This window comes from Roseivirga misakiensis (assembly GCF_001747105.1).
GTDB lineage: Bacteria > Bacteroidota > Bacteroidia > Cytophagales > Cyclobacteriaceae > Roseivirga > Roseivirga misakiensis.
This window is the reverse complement of sequence record NZ_MDGQ01000003.1, coordinates 789,260-805,342: the sequence shown is the minus strand read 5'-3', so window position 1 is coordinate 805,342 and position 16,083 is coordinate 789,260. Positions and strand designations below refer to the sequence as shown.

Below are 16,083 nucleotides of genomic sequence, written 5' to 3'. Positions count from 1 at the left end.
CCTCCTAGTCTATGAAATCACCCTTTAAGACATACTCTTCTCGTTTCCACCAATTCTTCTTAATGTATCCGCGAAGGTATTTTTCTATGATAAGACTTGCAGTCATACCTGCAGCACGGCCGCCCATTCCTGAATTTTCCACGTATACCGCAATAGCGATTTTAGGGTTTTCTCGTGGGGCGAATGCCATAAAAACGGAGTGATCTAACGTTTCATCTTTTTTACCATTTTCAGCCGTGCCCGTTTTTCCTATAATCTCAATGTCGTTGATGATTGCGCGAGGAGCAGTTTGCTTAGCCGCTTGAGCCATACCCTCTATAATTTCAGGGTAGTATTCTGTATGATCTCCTGTGTAGACTTTTTCGTACTCGAATTCTTCAATTTTGCCGTTCTCTTTGATGCCTTTTATTAAATGAGGCTTGATGTAGTGCCCTCTATTTGCGATGATGGCTCCAAGGTTAGCTACTTGAAGTGGTGTTACCAATAGTTCTCCCTGACCGATTGATAGTGATTTTACACCACTATAGGCCCACCTTCCTTTGCCGTGCATTTTGTCGTAAGTAGCTGTATTGGGTACGTTACCAGGTACTTCACCAGGAATATCAATTCCCAGAACATTACCAAAACCGAACTTTTTAACCGCTTCACTCCACTCGTCCATTCCTATGGCACTGTCGGTAAAAAGATTGGACCCTTTTCCACGAAGTACAACGCGTCTCATCACTTCATAGAAGTAATTGTTAGAGGAGTACCTAATACCTTTTTTAACATCATAAATGCCTGCCGGAGCATGGTCACCAATGTTAGTCAGGTTTACCTTTATTTTTTCGTCAACAGTCGTTACCCCTTTATCCAAAGCAATTAATGCTTGCACTGTCTTAAAAATAGATCCAGGAGGGTATCGGGCCATTATAGGTCGATTGAAAAGTGGAGCGGTGGTGTCGACTTTGATTTTATTGAAGTTGTCGCCTAGGTTCTTACCCGTTAGTAAATTCGGATCGTAGGTGGGTGCAGAGGCCATTACCAGAATTTCTCCTGAAGAAGGCTCTATCGCTACTACGCTCCCGCGTTTACCATCGAGCAGTTTTTCGGCATATTCTTGAAGCGGTAAATCAATTGTACTTATTAAGTTTTTGCCAGGTATGGATGCTGTATCATTTGATCCACCTTTATAGGCTCCTTTAACAATACCGCTGACGTTCACCAACTTATAACTGACTCCCCTTTTTCCTCTTAAAAGATCTTCATAAGATTCTTCTAGACCAGTTATTCCTAAGTAATCTCCGGGTTTATATGAATTCGTAGTGTCTTTATCTAAAAAGTCCTGATCTACTTCACCGATATAGCCCAACTCATTGGCAAGAAGAGGTTTCGAATATCTCCTGACTGTTCGTGGGTTCACATAAAAACCTCTGAACTTGTAGAGTTGGTCCTGAATCTGCGCATATTTTTCGTGAGAAATCTTCTTTAGAAAGGTGGAAGGCTTCACGTAGGAGTACTTCCGAGCATTTAATACATTCTTTTCAAAATCCTCTTTGGTAATTTCAAACAGGTTACAAAAAGATGTGGTATCGGTTACTTGAATATCTTTGGGTATCACCATCAGGTCATAGATGGGCTCATTATAAACGATCAGCTTATCGTTTCTATCATAAATCAACCCTCTGAACGGGTATTCGACGATTCGCTGTCTGGTGTTACTCTCTGCCTGTCTAGAATAAGTATCATTCACTATTTGTAGAGCAAAAAGCTTCACAAGAAAAACAAGTCCGATAAAAACGAAGAACCCTTGAATGATATACCTTCTATTTTCTAACATTTACTATTTCGATTTGGGGTAGAAAATATATTGTGTGACAATAACAAAAAGCAACGTAACTAATGTGGTTACCAGTGCTTTAGATAATATTAACCAAAACAGGCTAGAATTGCTAGCCTCAATAAAAAGAACGGATAATGTATAGATAAAGATTAGCGGTAAGGTGTAAACGATAAACCAGCTTAAACCGTATTCTCGAATCAATGGAAGTCGGCTGGCTTCGTAGCCACTCCTCGGTACATTCAGCTTCAACCAATAAGGCTTTAAAAACATCATTAACACCCCAGCAGCTGCGTGTATGCCTAAGGTTTGATAAAAGATATCTACTGTGAGTCCCGTAACAAGTGCCAGCAGCATACCCGTGATGATGCTTACCTCAAGTGGCAAACTCAATAGAAATAGCAGGTAAATAAAGCAAAAACCCAAGTTGAAGAATACAAAGTTTTGAAAGACAAGGATTTGTAGCGGAATCAAGACAATAAAGCTTGTGATCAATATGATGGTATTCCGATTCATTGAATGTCTTCTGGGTTTGCATTAATTAATGAATCCTGCTCCACTTTTTGGATGTTTTCAATCACTTGTACATACGATAGACGTCCGAAATCGACGCTCAAGGCCACTTTCACGTTGAGGTAAGTGCTATTTGCGTCTTTTTGGCTTGATTCTACTACCCCGATCATAAGGTCCTTCGGAAAGATTGAACTAAAGCCAGAGGTAACTATTGTATCGCCTTGTTGAACATCCACATCTGGCGTAATGTAGAGCAATTGAGCAAATTTGGGGTCAATACCGTCCCATTGGACAGTACCAATTCTATCCGATTTTTTATGCTTGACTGAAAATGAGTTACGGGTGTTTAGTAAAGAGATACCAACAGAGAAATTCTTTGAAACAGAGCGTATTTTTCCGATTACACCATATGGACTTGTCACGCCCATTTCTGGTTTGATACTGTCTCTATAACCCTTATCGATCATAAAGAAGTTACTCGTATTTCTAATATAGTTTTTGACTATTTCCGCTGAAATCAAACGGTAATTATAAGTGTTCGTCGAGTCGGTTTCAATGATAATTCTGTCTAAAGAGTCTATAGTTACACGTTTTGTGCTGAGGAGTTCCTCTCGAAGCCTGGCGTTTTCTTCGGCCAGTTCCTTATTCACTCTTTTTAAACTAAAATAATCACCTATGTTATCAGAAGTTGCCGTGATACCTCCTACAAAGTTAGAGGAGGAGTTAATATAGGCGCTTCTTTGGTAGTCGTTATTAGAAACAATGAGTGCTATGCACAGAAGTTCTAGGCATAGAAAAATGAAGAACGCTCGATATTTAAATAGAAATGCTAGAAGCTGACCCATCCATTATTAAGTCATTAGCACTGCTCGATACGAATCAATATTCTTTAAGGACTCTCCAGTTCCTCTAACTACAGCCCTTAATGGATCATCGGCAATGTGAATTGGAAGCTTTGTTTTAAGTGCCAAACGCTTGTCTAAACCTTTAAGCATGGCGCCACCGCCCGTTAAATAAATACCACGGTCGTAAATATCTGCCGAAAGTTCTGGTGGGGAAATCTCCAATGCCTTCAAAACAGCTTCTTCTATTTTAGAAACAGATTTATCCAGGGCGAAGGCAATCTCAGAGTATGAAATTTTAATAACCTTCGGAATTCCAGTCATTAAGTCTCTACCACGGATTTCATAATCCTCTGGGGCGTCTTCTAACTCAGTTAAAGCCGAACCGATGGCTATTTTTACTTTCTCTGCCGATCGCTCACCAATGAGTAGATTATGTTGCCTTCTCATGTAGTCTAGAATATCTTTCGTGAAAGTATCACCAGCCACTCTGATCGATTGATCGCAAACAATACCACTCAAAGCAATAACCGCAATTTCTGTAGTACCACCCCCAATATCGACAATCATAGAACCAACAGGTTCATCTATTTTAATTCCTGTACCAATAGCAGCAGCAATTGGCTCATAAATCATATAAACCTCTTTGGCGTTGGCATGCTCCGCAGAATCTCGAACCGCTCGTTTTTCTACTTCCGTAATACCAGATGGAATACAAATCACCATTCTGTGAGAAGAGGGGAGAAAGCTACGTTTCTTTAGATCGATCATTTTGATCATCCCCTTGATCATCATTTCGGCAGCCTCGAAATCTGCAATCACACCATCTTTAAGCGGCCTAATGGTTTTGATGTTGTCATGCGTTTTCTCATGCATGTTCATCGCTTCTCTACCAATGGCTAAAACCTTGTTGGTATTTTTATCTATCGCAATGATCGATGGTTCGTCTACAACGATTTTGTCTTTGTGGATGATTAATGTGTTTGCCGTTCCTAAGTCTATGGCAATGTCACTGGTTAAAAAGTCGAAAAAACCCATTTAAGTGGTCTCCTTGCGGTTTAAATTAGTTAACTAAGTTAATGAATTACTATTGTATTCTAGTGTTTAATGTTTGAAATGACGGGTACCGGTAAATACCATTGCCATATCATTGTTATCACAGAAATTAATCGACAATTCGTCTTTTATTGATCCTCCCGGTTGAATAACTGCGGTAATTCCTTCGCCACTTGCTATTTCAACACAGTCAGGGAACGGAAAAAACGCATCTGATGCCATAACAGCTCCTGTCAATTCAAATCCAAAGGATTTTGCCTTTTCAATTGCCTGTCTTAACGCATCTACTCTTGAAGTTTGTCCAACACCACTTGCCAAAAGCTGTCCTTCTTTTGCCAATATGATGGTATTTGATTTTGTATGCTTACAGATTTTCGAAGCAAATACGAGTGCACGTTTTTGTTCCTCAGTTACATCTTTTTTGGTAACAGTTTTAAAATCTTCTGCTTTATCAGTTACTAAATCTCTGTCCTGCACTATAACGCCATTCAAGAGATTTTTGTACTGTTTTTGAGTATTTAGTTTCTGCTTTTTCACTAAAAGTACTCTGTTCTTTTTAGCCTTGAGAATTTCTAAAGCATCCGCATCAAAACCAGGCGCTATTAGTACTTCAAAAAACAGTTTGTGTAATTCTTCAGCTGCAGCAGCATCTATGGTTTGGTTGCAGATAAGCACGCCACCAAATGCGCTAACGGTATCGGCTGCAAAAGCCTTGAGGTAAGCCTCTTTTACGTTTGCTCCTGTGGCCACTCCACAAGCATTAGTGTGTTTTAGTATTGCAAAAGCAGTTTCATCATCACCAAACTCTTCTAGCAATGAAACCGCCGCGTCAATGTCAACGAGATTATTGTAGGAAAGCTCTTTCCCATTCAGTTGATCGAAGAGCTCACCAAGCGGTCCATAGAAATGACCTTCTTGATGCGGGTTTTCACCATAGCGCAACTGCTTTCCTGTTCTTTCACTGACTTTAAATTTCTCTAAGCCCTCTTCTTCATTAAAGTAATTGAAAATGGCACTGTCATAATGTGATGAAATATCAAAAGCTTCGGCCGCAAATCTTCTTCTATCCGATAAGTCAGTACTTCCGTCTTTTTCTTTCAAGAGCGCCTCCAAGTTAGCGTATTGCTCTCGAGAAGATACGATTAGCACGTCTTTGTAATTTTTTGCTGCAGCCCTGATCAAGGAAATACCACCGATGTCGATTTTCTCTATAATATCCTGAGCTGGAGCGTCAGAAGCCACAGTTTCTTCGAAAGGGTATAGGTCAACAATCACAAGATCAATACTTGGGATTTCGAACTCTTCAGCTTGGCCTTGATCTCCTTCATGATCCCTTCGGTAAAGTATTCCTCCAAATATTTTCGGGTGGAGCGTTTTTACTCTACCACCGAAAATCGAAGGATAGCTTGTCAGGTCTTCTACTGGGATGACTTCGGCACCTTGATCTTCAATAAATTTTTGTGTTCCGCCTGTTGAATAAATGGTCACATTATTGGCTTTCAACAAGTCAATAATAGGCGCCAGATTATCCTTGTAAAACACTGATACTAAAGCGGATTTGATTCTAATTTGCGACATGTCGGAGGGGGTGATAATAAAAGCCCAAAACTAGGGATATTATATGGATTTCCGAACTACTTCTGCAATCACTTTTGGATAATTTTCATGTTCCACGCGTAGCACTTTCTGAGCAATTTCTTCTGGTGAATCTGATAGTGCGATCGGACATGATACTTGACTAATTATTTCGCCTTCATCGTAGTGTTCATTCACAAAATGAATCGTTATGCCTGATTCACTTTCTTTGGCTTCTTTCACTGCTCTATGCACATTCATGCCATACATACCTTTGCCCCCAAACTTGGGCAAAAGGGCAGGGTGTATGTTAAATATTCGGTTGCTGAAGGCTCTAATAAGTTCTGAGGGGATGAGTAGCATAAAACCCGCAAGTACAATGTAGTCTACCTTTTGGTCCTTTAAATGATCAATAATGACTTCACCCGTTTCCCAATAATTCCGATTATATACATTATGGGGGATTGAAAAACGTTCCGCTTTTTCTATGACACCAGCGGATTTATTATTCGTGAAAACTGAGACAATTTCTATGTCTTGGTCATTTTCAAAGTACTCGAAAAACTTTAATGCATTTGATCCTCCGCCCGATGCGAAGATTGAAATTCTCTTCTTTGTCATATCCAGATCATGCTGATCACCCCTAAAAGCATTATTAGCTTACACAAGTTGCTCAAGCGGTTATAGGCTTTGATGGTGTCTGCTTTAATAACCCCAAAGATCAGAAAAATAAGTGCAACGGACAGGGTGATGGGTAAAATCATGGAAATATGACTGATCATAAGAAAAACAGTCGTTAGGAAAATAGCAGCTATACCATAAATGATATTCTTTGTTTTTGATACTCCTAAGACTATTGGTAGTGTTTTACAACCATATCGTTCATCACCTTTCATGTCTTCCAAGTCTTTGATGATTTCTCGGATTAGGGTAATGAAGCCTGCAAAAATGGCATAGCACAAGATGAGATATTGTTTTTCACCATAGTATTCGCTCACCAGGAAAAGGGTAGTCCCCGTGAGTACAGCTACTACAAAATTGCCAATGAATGGATGCCGCTTCAATCGGTTTGAGTAAAGCCACAAGAGAAAGGCGGCCATGAAATTAATGATGCCAATGGTAATGGATAGGTAAAAACCGATCGCAATCGAGGCTAGGTTCAAAAAAGTATGCCCGACGATCACCCATCTTCTTTTTAGATTTTTACCAACGATCACACGACCCGGCTTATTAACTAGATCAATTTTAACATCGTAATAATCATTAATGAGATAGCCAGCCCCTGTGATCATAACGGTGCTTGATACAAGCAAAAAGAACCCCTTATTAGTTAATACTTGAAGCCACCCATCAGGATCTCCGATTAAGAAAATCGCTGTTAAATACTGCGTCAAAGCCACCATGAATAGGTTCAAACCCCTAACCAGTTTTAGGTAGTTGAAAATAAATGATCTTTTTTGGCGTGGCTGCGCTTGCATTGTCAGTGTGTACGATGCAAATCTACGCCTGTTTAGAATTATATTTAATTGGTTTGGACTATTGTTTGAATATTATTTGAAGACAACCTTAATCTGCGTAGGTATCCATAATATGCTGTGAGACCAATTTGTAGATTTCGGCAAGTTCTGCGTCGTTAGACAATGCGTTAAATTGCTGGTCTAGCGTTTCTAAGTCGCCTCGTTTAGCTGGTCCCGTTTGGGCATTTTCTGGTCCTATATCCAGCGATTTATTCAGCGTCTCTACTATTAGAGGTTGCAACAGTTCAAATGTCATTTGATTCGATTCCAATATCTTTTTGGAAATGCTAAACATGTGATTAGCGAAATTGCAGGCAAAAACTGCCGCCAAATGAATGACTTTTCTCTGATGACTGGACAAGGGGTAAACTGTTTCGCTCATACCACTGGCTATCTCCTCTAAGGTATTGAGCGTTTCCTGAGATTCTCCTTCTATACAAAGTGGGACTTTACTAAAATCAATTGGTTGACCTTTGCTCAAAGTTTGAACAGGATATAACACGCCGATATTCTGCGTTTGGGCATAGCCGAGGGCACTCAGTGGTATACTACCAGATGTGTGAATTAACATGCTTCCGTGGGGAAGTACCAATGTCTGAGCAATCTCTTCAATGGCATCGTCGCTAATGGCTAAAATGAAAAGTGAGGCATCCACTTGACTCATATCAGTGGAGTTGCCGGTGGATGCATTAAAAAAATCTAGGGCAAACTTTTCCGCTTTCTCTATTTCTCGGTTAAATACATGCGTAATCACATGACCCGCATTTTCTAAAACTCTGGCAAAATGCCAAGCGACATTTCCTGTTCCAAGAATGGCAATTTTATGTCCCATCAACTATTCTATTGCTTTGCAACTATATTAATGGCTTCCACCAACCTTTCCAAGTCATACTTTTTAGTATAGACATGTGGAGTAATTCTTGGGCCATTTACCTTTTCCCATTTTATAGGACTGGTATGTATTTTATGGGTTCTAAATAGTGAATTATGCACTGGGCTAGCATCCATGCCATCAATACCAAAGTTAAATAGTGCTCCGCTAAACTGGGGATTGGTACTGGTATAGAATTTAACTTTATCTACATCCTTAACCTGATCTACCCAGAATTGCTTTAGATACTTTAGTCGAGCCTCTTTTCTGGCTGGCCCAATAGCAAGATGGAAGTCTATAGCCGATCCAATTGCTTGTTCTATAGCAAACGATCGAGTACCGATATTTTCAAATTTTCTAATGTTTTCTTGCTGATCTTCTGGTGAAGCCAGTAGCGGCCATACCTCTTTGATCTTTTCCTTCCTTATATATAATAAGCCAGTACCAAAGGGAGCGCAGAGCCATTTGTGTAAACTGGTGCCAAAGAAGTCACAATTGAGGTCGGAAATTTTAAAATCTAAGTGACCAAAAGTATGAGCACCATCTACCACGGACAGAATTTCATTCTTCTTTGCTATGTCGCAGAGTTCCTTTACCGGCATAATGTGTCCAGTCCAATTGATCATGTGTGTGATATGAAATACTTTGGTCCTAGGACTTATGGCTGCGGTAAATTGTTGGATGACCTCTTCATCCGTATTAATAGGCATGTCAAAGTCCAACCATTTGAGTACAATACCGTCTCGTCGCTCCCGCTGCTTCCAAGCATTAATCATATTAGGATAATCGTATTTGGTTAGAACTACCTCATCACCAGCTTTTAAGTCCAAGCCGAAGATTACAGTATTAATAGCTTCAGTCGTATTTCTGTTGATGGCAATTTCATCTGGACTAACACCGCCTAGCGCAGCAAGTTTGGCGCGCAACGGTTCTCTACCTTGGTCTAGAATTCTCCACATATAATAGGACGGAGCTTCATTGGCATAGGTATAGTACCGATTAGCGGCATCTTGTACAACTTTAGGTTGAGGGCTCACACCGCCATTATTTAGGTTAATGATCGAAGTGGAAGTAGTGTAAGCTTGCTGTATTCTTGCCCATAAATCTTCGTCTTGTGCTGCGGCAGCAGGGTCTAGTTGTTGAAGACTTTGGAAGGCATCGGCAATATCCTCCGCAAGAGACTTTTTAAAAAGGGTGCTTAAAGAAAGCGTCCCTGCCGTCAGGAACGATTTACGAATAAAAGATCGTCGATTGTTCATTTGAGTCCATTTGAAGAATACTCAAATTAGGAAAAACAAAGGTCAGAATCTATTAAAAAGGATTTACTAGGCCATTCCTTTATCACGCATCTTTATAAACTCTACATAGCGTCGGCGAGTGGCGATGATAAAACCGATGATCATGATGATAGTACCTATCCACAATATATTGATATGTGGTTTTTCTACAATTTGAACGATAACCCAATCTTTCTGGGTGGTCTGAACAGCAATTTCAATGGTATCGTCATCTGGATTGATGTTTTCGAAGCGGACACGTGCTGCAATTTCTTGATTGAGCTCAAAAGGTCTACCTGGATCAATGTCGTAGTTTACAATAGCAAATATGGGCTGAATTAGGTGCTGGATTCCATTTTCGGCAAATACCACAATATTGGCTCTAACCGCAATATCGTTAGGCCCAAGGTCGGCAAACCTTATTCTTGGGATTCTTTCGAAACCTTGGTACTCTGCTACATAATCATTGATAAAAAAGCGCTGACCGATAGAGTCTAAACGAATAATTTCTTTTTCACTCCATTCTGTATATTCTTCTTCGAAATCATTTTGAAGTTGAACGAAAGTATATAAATCTCTATTCCATTGCTTTTCGATGGAAGGAGATTGCACTGGCCTTCCCATAGTCTCATTTTTTTGAATTCTCGGAAAACGCGTGAATTTCTTGCCAGATTCTAATGAAGTAAATTCTATTTCATGATAAGTGTTTTCTGGCGTTCTGAAGTATAAAGTGTCTTCAGGTTGAGCGTAAGTCTTTCCATCCACTACAATTGGCTTGACGGCTACTTTATAGTGTGGATCTTGAGTATCTCTAAGAAGAGATTTGTTGATATAACCTGGGACATCTTCTGAACGCATCCCTTCGTTCTTGTAGAGCAATTGATAACCAGCCCTCACTTTAGGATCGTTTAGAAAAAGGATGATGTTTTCGCTATTGTCTTTTTCCGTTAGGTCATCTGAAATCTGAGTGGTGTTTTGAGAAATAATTCTCGAATAACCTTCAGAAAACATAATGCCGATGAGCATCATTGCTATACCAATGTGTGCTACAGAACCCCCAGTTAGCTTATAGCTTTTACTTTTAAGTAGGCCAAGTAATATTTTACCGTTGGAAACAACCGAATAGGTACTTGCCACTAATAGTAAAATGTAAGTCGGTTCGAATATTTTTTGGATTGTAAAAATTGCCGCTGAAAGTATTAGTGATATCAGTATTGGCGCAGCCATAGCCGCTTTTAGCTTTTCTCGATCCATCTTCCTCCAATAGAAAAATTGACCCGTACCCGAAAGGATCGCTATACCCACTGCAAACCAAAGTTGCCATTGAGAATAAAACTCGATTTGATTGGCTGGTGGTGCTAATGAGGATATTCCCCCAAGGCCTTCAACGATTTTATTGATCACTGGGAACGACGTTGGTACAATAACCTGAAAAGACATCAAACAGAGTGTGAGTGCACCAATGAAAATCCAAAACTCTCTTGAGTAAGTGGTTGCTTCTTTTTCCGAAGTCGGAATCTCTTTCCATCTAATAATCGATAATGCTATACTCCCGATGATGAAGAAGAACATATAAATGAGTAACTGTCCAGACAAACCGAGATCGGTGAAGGAGTGAACTGAAGTATTGCCTAAGATACCACTTCGGGTGAGGAAGGTAGCATATAGAATCAACAAGAAAGTCGAAATTACCAGCACTATAGATGTCTTTAGTGCTGTTTCACTTTTCTTGTACACGATCATAGTGTGCATACTCGCAATTAAGACGAGCCATGGCACATAAACGGCATTTTCCACAGGGTCCCAGTTCCAATAACCGCCAAAATTTAGCGTTTCATAAGCCCAATAAGCACCCATGATTATTGCCGTACCGAGCACCACACCACCAAGGATTGTCCAAGGTAAAGCAGGCCTGATCCAATCAGTGAAATCCCTTCGCCAAAGGCCAGCCAAACAAAACGAGAATGGTACTAAGGTAAGCGCAAAGCCAAGGAATGTGAGTGGTGGATGGATAACCATCCAATAGTTCTGTAAAAGTGGATTTAGACCTGTGCCGTCTTCTGGTACGAAATTCGGGTTAATGAGAAACTCAATATCCGGCATTACATCTCTCATTAATATGAAAGGCGAACTACCCAGTTTAAAATCTCCAAAGACAACGCCTAAAATCATAGACGTTAGAAAGGCCTGAACTAACGAGAAAATCGTCATCACTGGTGCCTCCCATTTTTTATTCGTTCCGATTAGAACAAAGCCTAAAAGTGCATTCCAGAGTGTCCAAATCAAGAAACTTCCTTCCTGTCCTTCCCAAAAACACGCTATCATGTAATGAACCGCTAGGTTTACGGAAGAGTGACTCCAAGCGTAGTGGTACTCGAAATAGTGATTGTATATAATCAGAAACAGCACAACTACCGTAGCGATTACGGCCAACCCATGCGCTATAAATACTTTTCTACCGAAACTGACCCAAGGTGCTTTGCCGATTTCATTATTTACAGCGGCCTTGCCGTAGGCAAATGAGGCTAGGATTGAAGAGATAAAGGAAATAATCACAAAGAGGTGACCTGCGTTTCCTATTCCAAGATGTAAGGTTTGAGGTTCCGGATTCAATAGTTCTTTGTTTTATTTCAAGTAAAGAGCAATAGACTATCTGAAAATTTACTTCAGCGTTCTAGAGTGATGTTTCTTCGTATTTGGACGGGCATTTAAGCAATACCTTATCCGCCATGAATTGGTTGTTTCTATAAGCACCAATCACAACTACTTTATCAGATTCCAACAAGTCCGAAGGCATTGGGCTATTCAGGAATACGGATTGTTCTTTTTGATTGTCATCTACAAGAATAAACTCCACCGACAATCGGTCCTGGCTAGGTCTTACGCCAATAATTTCTCCCGCACTATTCTTTTTAAGTTCACCTACCACATGAATTGAGCTTGACTTTCCATTTTCAGAGAGTGCATAGGCCTCGTCGAAGGTCACATATGAACTTGCACTACTAGAGGTTGAGATGATTACCGCTATAGCAATGGCTATGACAACGATACCAATTAGACTAGACTTTTTCATGATCTTTCTCCTTTAGTTTACATGGGCAAAAGTAAGACACAAACGCCTAAGAATTAACCTTTTCCTTGAAAACCTCCTTCTCAATTTTGGATAGTTTTCGGTCTATTGAAATGGCATAAGCAGTAATGCCAATAAAGATGATCGTAATGACACCAACCACGACATAGATTTTTCCATTTTCGCGCATTTTGTCAGCCATATCTACATCCTTGTTCGTGTAGTCGTCATCCTTAATTTCATACTTCTCGCCTGTTTTCAGTTCACTGATGTCTTGAGCAAAAGCAGGCATGCTAAATGCCAAAAACAGCGCTAATATTACTTTCTTCATCTTAATCTTCTTCTGTTGCCTTTTCAATTCTTTTGTATCGTACTCTCAATTCAGCCAACCAAACGCCTATTAAAGTCCAACCGATTACGGCAGGGTACAAGACCATTTTTAACTTATCGTCTGAGTCGAAGAAATTTAGTGCGGGGTTACCACCATTACCAGGGTGTAGGGAGCTATCGGCCATTCTAGGTAGTATAAATAGTAGAGGGATCATGGCCGCAAAAGCAAAAATGCCCCAGATACTACTTATTCTAGCTCGCTGCTGTTCATCTTGAAGTGAGTTGCGAAGCACCAAATATGCCAGGTAAATCAATAAGCAGATAGCAGCACCATTTTGCTTAGGGTCACCGCTCCACCATTCAGACCAAGTAAATTTTGCCCACAACATGCCAGTTAACAGCCCTAGAATACAAAATAGTATACCTGCCTTGGCTAATTCTACTGATTTCATATCGAAGTCTATCTTGCCAGTACGGAGATATTTAACAGCGTAAACTACAGACCCGGTAAGCATTATGATCATGCCGAACCACATAGGTACGTGGAAATGTAGGTTACGAATGGTCTCATTCAAAATCGACAATCTTGGAACATCTAATAATAGCCCACTAATGATTGTGTACAAGACTAAGGCTACCGCTAATACTTTCCACCAGACTTTTTTCATAACAGACTTTTATGGCCCCTTTGATATGTAAAACGGGTTTCGCTGGACTATACCCAACCTGCCGTCATTTAGCTGCGCCAAAGATAAGGGAATAGCATATAAGATACAGCAATGATAATGGCATTTATGGCGACTAGTACCAACACTTGATTCATATATACCGATCTATCTATGCCATCCATAGCGCTTTTTGAGGTTTTTATAATCACCAAGAGCATGGGGATAATGGCTGGGAAACTCATAATAGCCATGAGCGATGTGCTATTAGGAGCCTTCGATGCAATACCCGATACCATGGTGAGTGCTGAGGCAAGCCCGATCGATCCAAGAACCATAATTAAGAGGTACATAGGCCAATCTTGAATAGGGTTGCCCATAACAATACTGTAAAAAAACAGGCCAATTATTGCCATTACGATCAATAGCAACGAATAATAGATCGTTTTAGAGATAATTATAGACTCTGCCTTGGCGATCGAATAGAAATACAATAGCCTTCCAGTTGATTCTTGAATGAAGCTCTTTGCTACAGCATTTGTTGCCGTAAACAAGAGGACTATCCAGAGCAAAGCGTTCCAAGTTGGTCCGTTTAAAGTCCCAGTTTTGAGACCAAAGCTCATGTAGCAAACAAAAATTGTTGAAGCTAAATAAAGGACAATGCCATTCAGCGCATACCGCTGCCTCCATTCCGATAAGAATTCTTTTTTAATGAGCGTGATTATTGCCGAGTCCTTCATTTTGGATGGTAAATATATTAGGTTTGATGATAACTTGATACCTAAATGATCGAATGGCAAATAGTAGATTAAGACACCTCGCTAAAGCAGTTACTTGGCGAATTGTCGGCACAATCGACACTATGCTCTTGGCATGGCTGATATCAGGTGACCCTGCAACCGGTTTGAAAATCGGCGCAGCAGAGATTGTTACCAAAATGATATTATACTATTTCCACGAAAGGATTTGGTATAAGGTCAACTTTGGAATTGATCGAATTCAAGAAAGAAGAAATAGACAGAGAGTTAAGCTCACGCCCTCTGAAAACATAGTCGAGCAGCACTTTAAAATTGATCAAACCCAAAGAGAGTCGTTAATGAAACAAAAACCTCTTTTGGTATGGTTTACAGGTCTTTCAGGTTCGGGTAAATCGACCATGGCTAATTTGCTTGAGGCGAAATTGTACTCAGAGAAAGTTAAAACTTACATTTTAGATGGCGACAACGTTAGAGGAGGTCTTTGTAAAGATTTGACTTTTACCGAAGAGGACCGTGTAGAAAATATCAGACGAATCGGGGAAGTGGCTAACTTATTTCTCGATGCTGGTGTAGTTGTACTATGTGCTTTTGTTTCTCCCTTTGCAAAGGATAGGGCATTGGTGAAGGAATTGGTAGGAGAAGATCGATTTGTTGAAGTTTTTGTGGATTGTCCGCTTGAAGTATGCGAACAACGTGACGTGAAAGGTTTGTATGAAAAGGCAAGGCAGGGCAAGATTAAAAACTTCACGGGAATAGATTCACCTTTTGAAAAGCCAACGAAACCTGATATTGTGTTAAAGACAAATGAAGTAGAAAGTGGTGAGCTCCTGAAAGAACTATTTGACTATGTTGAACCTAAAATTGTGTTAAAGGCGAATGTCGAGATATAATTTAACTCATTTAAAAGAGCTTGAATCAGAAGCAATTTATGTGATAAGAGAAGTCTTTGCACAGTTTGAGAAACCTGGTATTCTCTTTTCTGGTGGCAAAGATTCAATCGTAGTTACGCACCTTGCTAGAAAAGCTTTTTGGCCAGCTAGAGTGCCTTTTCCACTCGTACATATTGATACTGGGCATAATTTTCCAGAAACAATTGAGTTTAGAGATAATCTTGTCAATGAATTAAAAGTTGACCTTGTCGTCGCCTCAGTTCAGAAATCAATAGATCAAGGAAGAGTTCGAGAAGAATCAGGGAAAGATGCCTCTAGAAACTGGTTGCAGATTACCACCTTACTAGATGCGATAGAAGAAAATGGTTTTGATGCGTTGATGGGGGGTGCGCGTAGAGATGAAGAAAAGGCTCGTGCTAAAGAAAGGTTCTTTTCTCATCGCGATGATTTCGGTCAATGGGATCCCAAAAACCAACGACCTGAACTCTGGAACATATTCAATGGGAAGAAGAACTTCGGTGAGCATTTTCGAGTATTTCCAATCAGTAATTGGACTGAAATGGATGTTTGGCAGTATATTTTATCAGAGGGTATTGCCATACCGTCTCTCTATATTGCTCACCAGCGTGATGTTATCAGAAGAGGAGGTACTTGGCTACCAAATTCTGAGTTTATAACACTCAGAGAAGGTGAAGAAGTTGTAAATAAGAAGATCAGATTTAGAACTCTGGGTGACATAACCATTACAGGAGGCGATGAGTCGGATGCGGATACACTAGAGAAAATTGTAGCTGAAGTTGCTGCTGCCAGACAAACTGAAAGAGGAAACAGAGCGGACGATAAACGTTCAGAAACATCAATGGAAGACCGTAAAAAGGAGGGTTATTTTTAATGGATAAT

Annotated in this window: 16 protein-coding genes; 2 read left to right on the top strand and 14 right to left on the bottom strand. The window is 40.1% G+C overall.

Going from position 1 to position 16,083, the window contains the following annotated elements; translation table 11 throughout:
- Nucleotides 1-4: 4 nt before the first annotated feature.
- The 14 genes from BFP71_RS03885 to BFP71_RS03820 all read right to left on the bottom strand — a co-directional run bounded on the left by BFP71_RS03885 (nucleotide 5) and on the right by BFP71_RS03820 (nucleotide 14,275).
- Nucleotides 5-1,819, bottom strand: coding sequence for a penicillin-binding transpeptidase domain-containing protein (locus BFP71_RS03885; protein WP_069834119.1), 1,815 nt, complete (start codon nucleotides 1,817-1,819; stop codon nucleotides 5-7).
- 3 nt (nucleotides 1,820-1,822) lie between these two features.
- Complete coding sequence (locus BFP71_RS03880; protein ID WP_069834118.1) at nucleotides 1,823-2,335, bottom strand: hypothetical protein; 513 nt, start codon at nucleotides 2,333-2,335, stop codon at nucleotides 1,823-1,825.
- Entirely contained in the window at nucleotides 2,332-3,177 is an 846-nt protein-coding gene (gene mreC, locus BFP71_RS03875; RefSeq protein ID WP_069834117.1) for a rod shape-determining protein MreC, read from the bottom strand. Before mreC ends, BFP71_RS03880 begins: the two co-directional genes overlap by 4 nt.
- 6 nt (nucleotides 3,178-3,183) lie before the next feature.
- Nucleotides 3,184-4,212, bottom strand: coding sequence for a rod shape-determining protein (locus tag BFP71_RS03870; RefSeq protein WP_069834116.1), 1,029 nt, complete (start codon nucleotides 4,210-4,212; stop codon nucleotides 3,184-3,186).
- A 66-nt stretch (nucleotides 4,213-4,278) separates the two neighbouring features.
- Nucleotides 4,279-5,808 (bottom strand): bifunctional phosphoribosylaminoimidazolecarboxamide formyltransferase/IMP cyclohydrolase, encoded by a 1,530-nt coding sequence (purH, locus tag BFP71_RS03865; protein WP_069834115.1) that lies wholly within the window; start codon nucleotides 5,806-5,808, stop codon nucleotides 4,279-4,281.
- A 39-nt stretch (nucleotides 5,809-5,847) separates the two neighbouring features.
- A complete protein-coding gene (gene purN, locus BFP71_RS03860) occupies nucleotides 5,848-6,426 on the bottom strand; it encodes a phosphoribosylglycinamide formyltransferase (RefSeq protein WP_069834114.1) in 579 nt (192 codons plus the stop codon).
- On the bottom strand, nucleotides 6,423-7,283 hold the full coding sequence (locus tag BFP71_RS03855; protein ID WP_088124863.1) for a geranylgeranylglycerol-phosphate geranylgeranyltransferase: 861 nt from the start codon (nucleotides 7,281-7,283) through the stop codon (nucleotides 6,423-6,425). Before BFP71_RS03855 ends, purN begins: the two co-directional genes overlap by 4 nt.
- A gap of 88 nt (nucleotides 7,284-7,371) precedes the next feature.
- A complete protein-coding gene (locus tag BFP71_RS03850) occupies nucleotides 7,372-8,154 on the bottom strand; it encodes a Rossmann-like and DUF2520 domain-containing protein (RefSeq protein WP_069834112.1) in 783 nt (260 codons plus the stop codon).
- Between the two features lie 8 nt (nucleotides 8,155-8,162).
- Nucleotides 8,163-9,452: an aminotransferase class V-fold PLP-dependent enzyme gene (locus tag BFP71_RS03845; protein WP_069834111.1), complete on the bottom strand. Its 1,290-nt coding sequence runs from the start codon at nucleotides 9,450-9,452 to the stop codon at nucleotides 8,163-8,165.
- A 66-nt stretch (nucleotides 9,453-9,518) separates the two neighbouring features.
- Entirely contained in the window at nucleotides 9,519-12,083 is a 2,565-nt protein-coding gene (ccsA, locus tag BFP71_RS03840; RefSeq protein WP_069834110.1) for a cytochrome c biogenesis protein CcsA, read from the bottom strand.
- 61 nt (nucleotides 12,084-12,144) lie between these two features.
- Nucleotides 12,145-12,543, bottom strand: coding sequence for a cytochrome c maturation protein CcmE domain-containing protein (locus tag BFP71_RS03835; RefSeq protein ID WP_069834109.1), 399 nt, complete (start codon nucleotides 12,541-12,543; stop codon nucleotides 12,145-12,147).
- 46 nt (nucleotides 12,544-12,589) lie between these two features.
- Nucleotides 12,590-12,871, bottom strand: coding sequence for a CcmD family protein (locus BFP71_RS03830; protein WP_141719666.1), 282 nt, complete (start codon nucleotides 12,869-12,871; stop codon nucleotides 12,590-12,592).
- Between the two features lies 1 nt (nucleotide 12,872).
- Nucleotides 12,873-13,538 (bottom strand): cytochrome c biogenesis protein CcsA, encoded by a 666-nt coding sequence (ccsA, locus tag BFP71_RS03825; RefSeq protein WP_069834108.1) that lies wholly within the window; start codon nucleotides 13,536-13,538, stop codon nucleotides 12,873-12,875.
- Nucleotides 13,539-13,606: 68 nt separating this feature from the next.
- Nucleotides 13,607-14,275 carry a heme exporter protein CcmB gene (locus BFP71_RS03820; protein ID WP_069834107.1) on the bottom strand — a complete coding sequence of 223 codons (669 nt, stop codon included), beginning with the start codon at nucleotides 14,273-14,275 and terminating at the stop codon, nucleotides 13,607-13,609.
- Between the two features lie 53 nt (nucleotides 14,276-14,328).
- Here BFP71_RS03820 and cysC point away from each other — a divergent pair, with 53 nt between their 5' ends.
- Nucleotides 14,329-15,183 (top strand): adenylyl-sulfate kinase, encoded by an 855-nt coding sequence (gene cysC, locus BFP71_RS03815; RefSeq protein ID WP_176723312.1) that lies wholly within the window; start codon nucleotides 14,329-14,331, stop codon nucleotides 15,181-15,183.
- Complete coding sequence (gene cysD / locus BFP71_RS03810) at nucleotides 15,170-16,075, top strand: sulfate adenylyltransferase subunit CysD (protein WP_069834106.1); 906 nt, start codon at nucleotides 15,170-15,172, stop codon at nucleotides 16,073-16,075. Before cysC ends, cysD begins: the two co-directional genes overlap by 14 nt.
- The last annotated feature ends 8 nt before the right edge of the window (nucleotides 16,076-16,083 follow it).

Coding starts and splice junctions, on each gene's coding strand:
- BFP71_RS03885 (WP_069834119.1), bottom strand. CDS start 1,819: ATGTTAGAAAATAGAAGGTATATCATTCAAGGGTTCTTCGTTTTTATC.
- BFP71_RS03880 (WP_069834118.1), bottom strand. CDS start 2,335: ATGAATCGGAATACCATCATATTGATCACAAGCTTTATTGTCTTGATT.
- mreC (WP_069834117.1), bottom strand. CDS start 3,177: ATGGGTCAGCTTCTAGCATTTCTATTTAAATATCGAGCGTTCTTCATT.
- BFP71_RS03870 (WP_069834116.1), bottom strand. CDS start 4,212: ATGGGTTTTTTCGACTTTTTAACCAGTGACATTGCCATAGACTTAGGA.
- purH (WP_069834115.1), bottom strand. CDS start 5,808: ATGTCGCAAATTAGAATCAAATCCGCTTTAGTATCAGTGTTTTACAAG.
- purN (WP_069834114.1), bottom strand. CDS start 6,426: ATGACAAAGAAGAGAATTTCAATCTTCGCATCGGGCGGAGGATCAAAT.
- BFP71_RS03855 (WP_088124863.1), bottom strand. CDS start 7,283: ATGCAAGCGCAGCCACGCCAAAAAAGATCATTTATTTTCAACTACCTA.
- BFP71_RS03850 (WP_069834112.1), bottom strand. CDS start 8,154: ATGGGACATAAAATTGCCATTCTTGGAACAGGAAATGTCGCTTGGCAT.
- BFP71_RS03845 (WP_069834111.1), bottom strand. CDS start 9,452: ATGAACAATCGACGATCTTTTATTCGTAAATCGTTCCTGACGGCAGGG.
- BFP71_RS03835 (WP_069834109.1), bottom strand. CDS start 12,543: ATGAAAAAGTCTAGTCTAATTGGTATCGTTGTCATAGCCATTGCTATA.
- BFP71_RS03830 (WP_141719666.1), bottom strand. CDS start 12,871: ATGAAGAAAGTAATATTAGCGCTGTTTTTGGCATTTAGCATGCCTGCT.
- ccsA (WP_069834108.1), bottom strand. CDS start 13,538: ATGAAAAAAGTCTGGTGGAAAGTATTAGCGGTAGCCTTAGTCTTGTAC.
- BFP71_RS03820 (WP_069834107.1), bottom strand. CDS start 14,275: ATGAAGGACTCGGCAATAATCACGCTCATTAAAAAAGAATTCTTATCG.
- cysC (WP_176723312.1), top strand. CDS start 14,329: ATGGCAAATAGTAGATTAAGACACCTCGCTAAAGCAGTTACTTGGCGA.
- cysD (WP_069834106.1), top strand. CDS start 15,170: ATGTCGAGATATAATTTAACTCATTTAAAAGAGCTTGAATCAGAAGCA.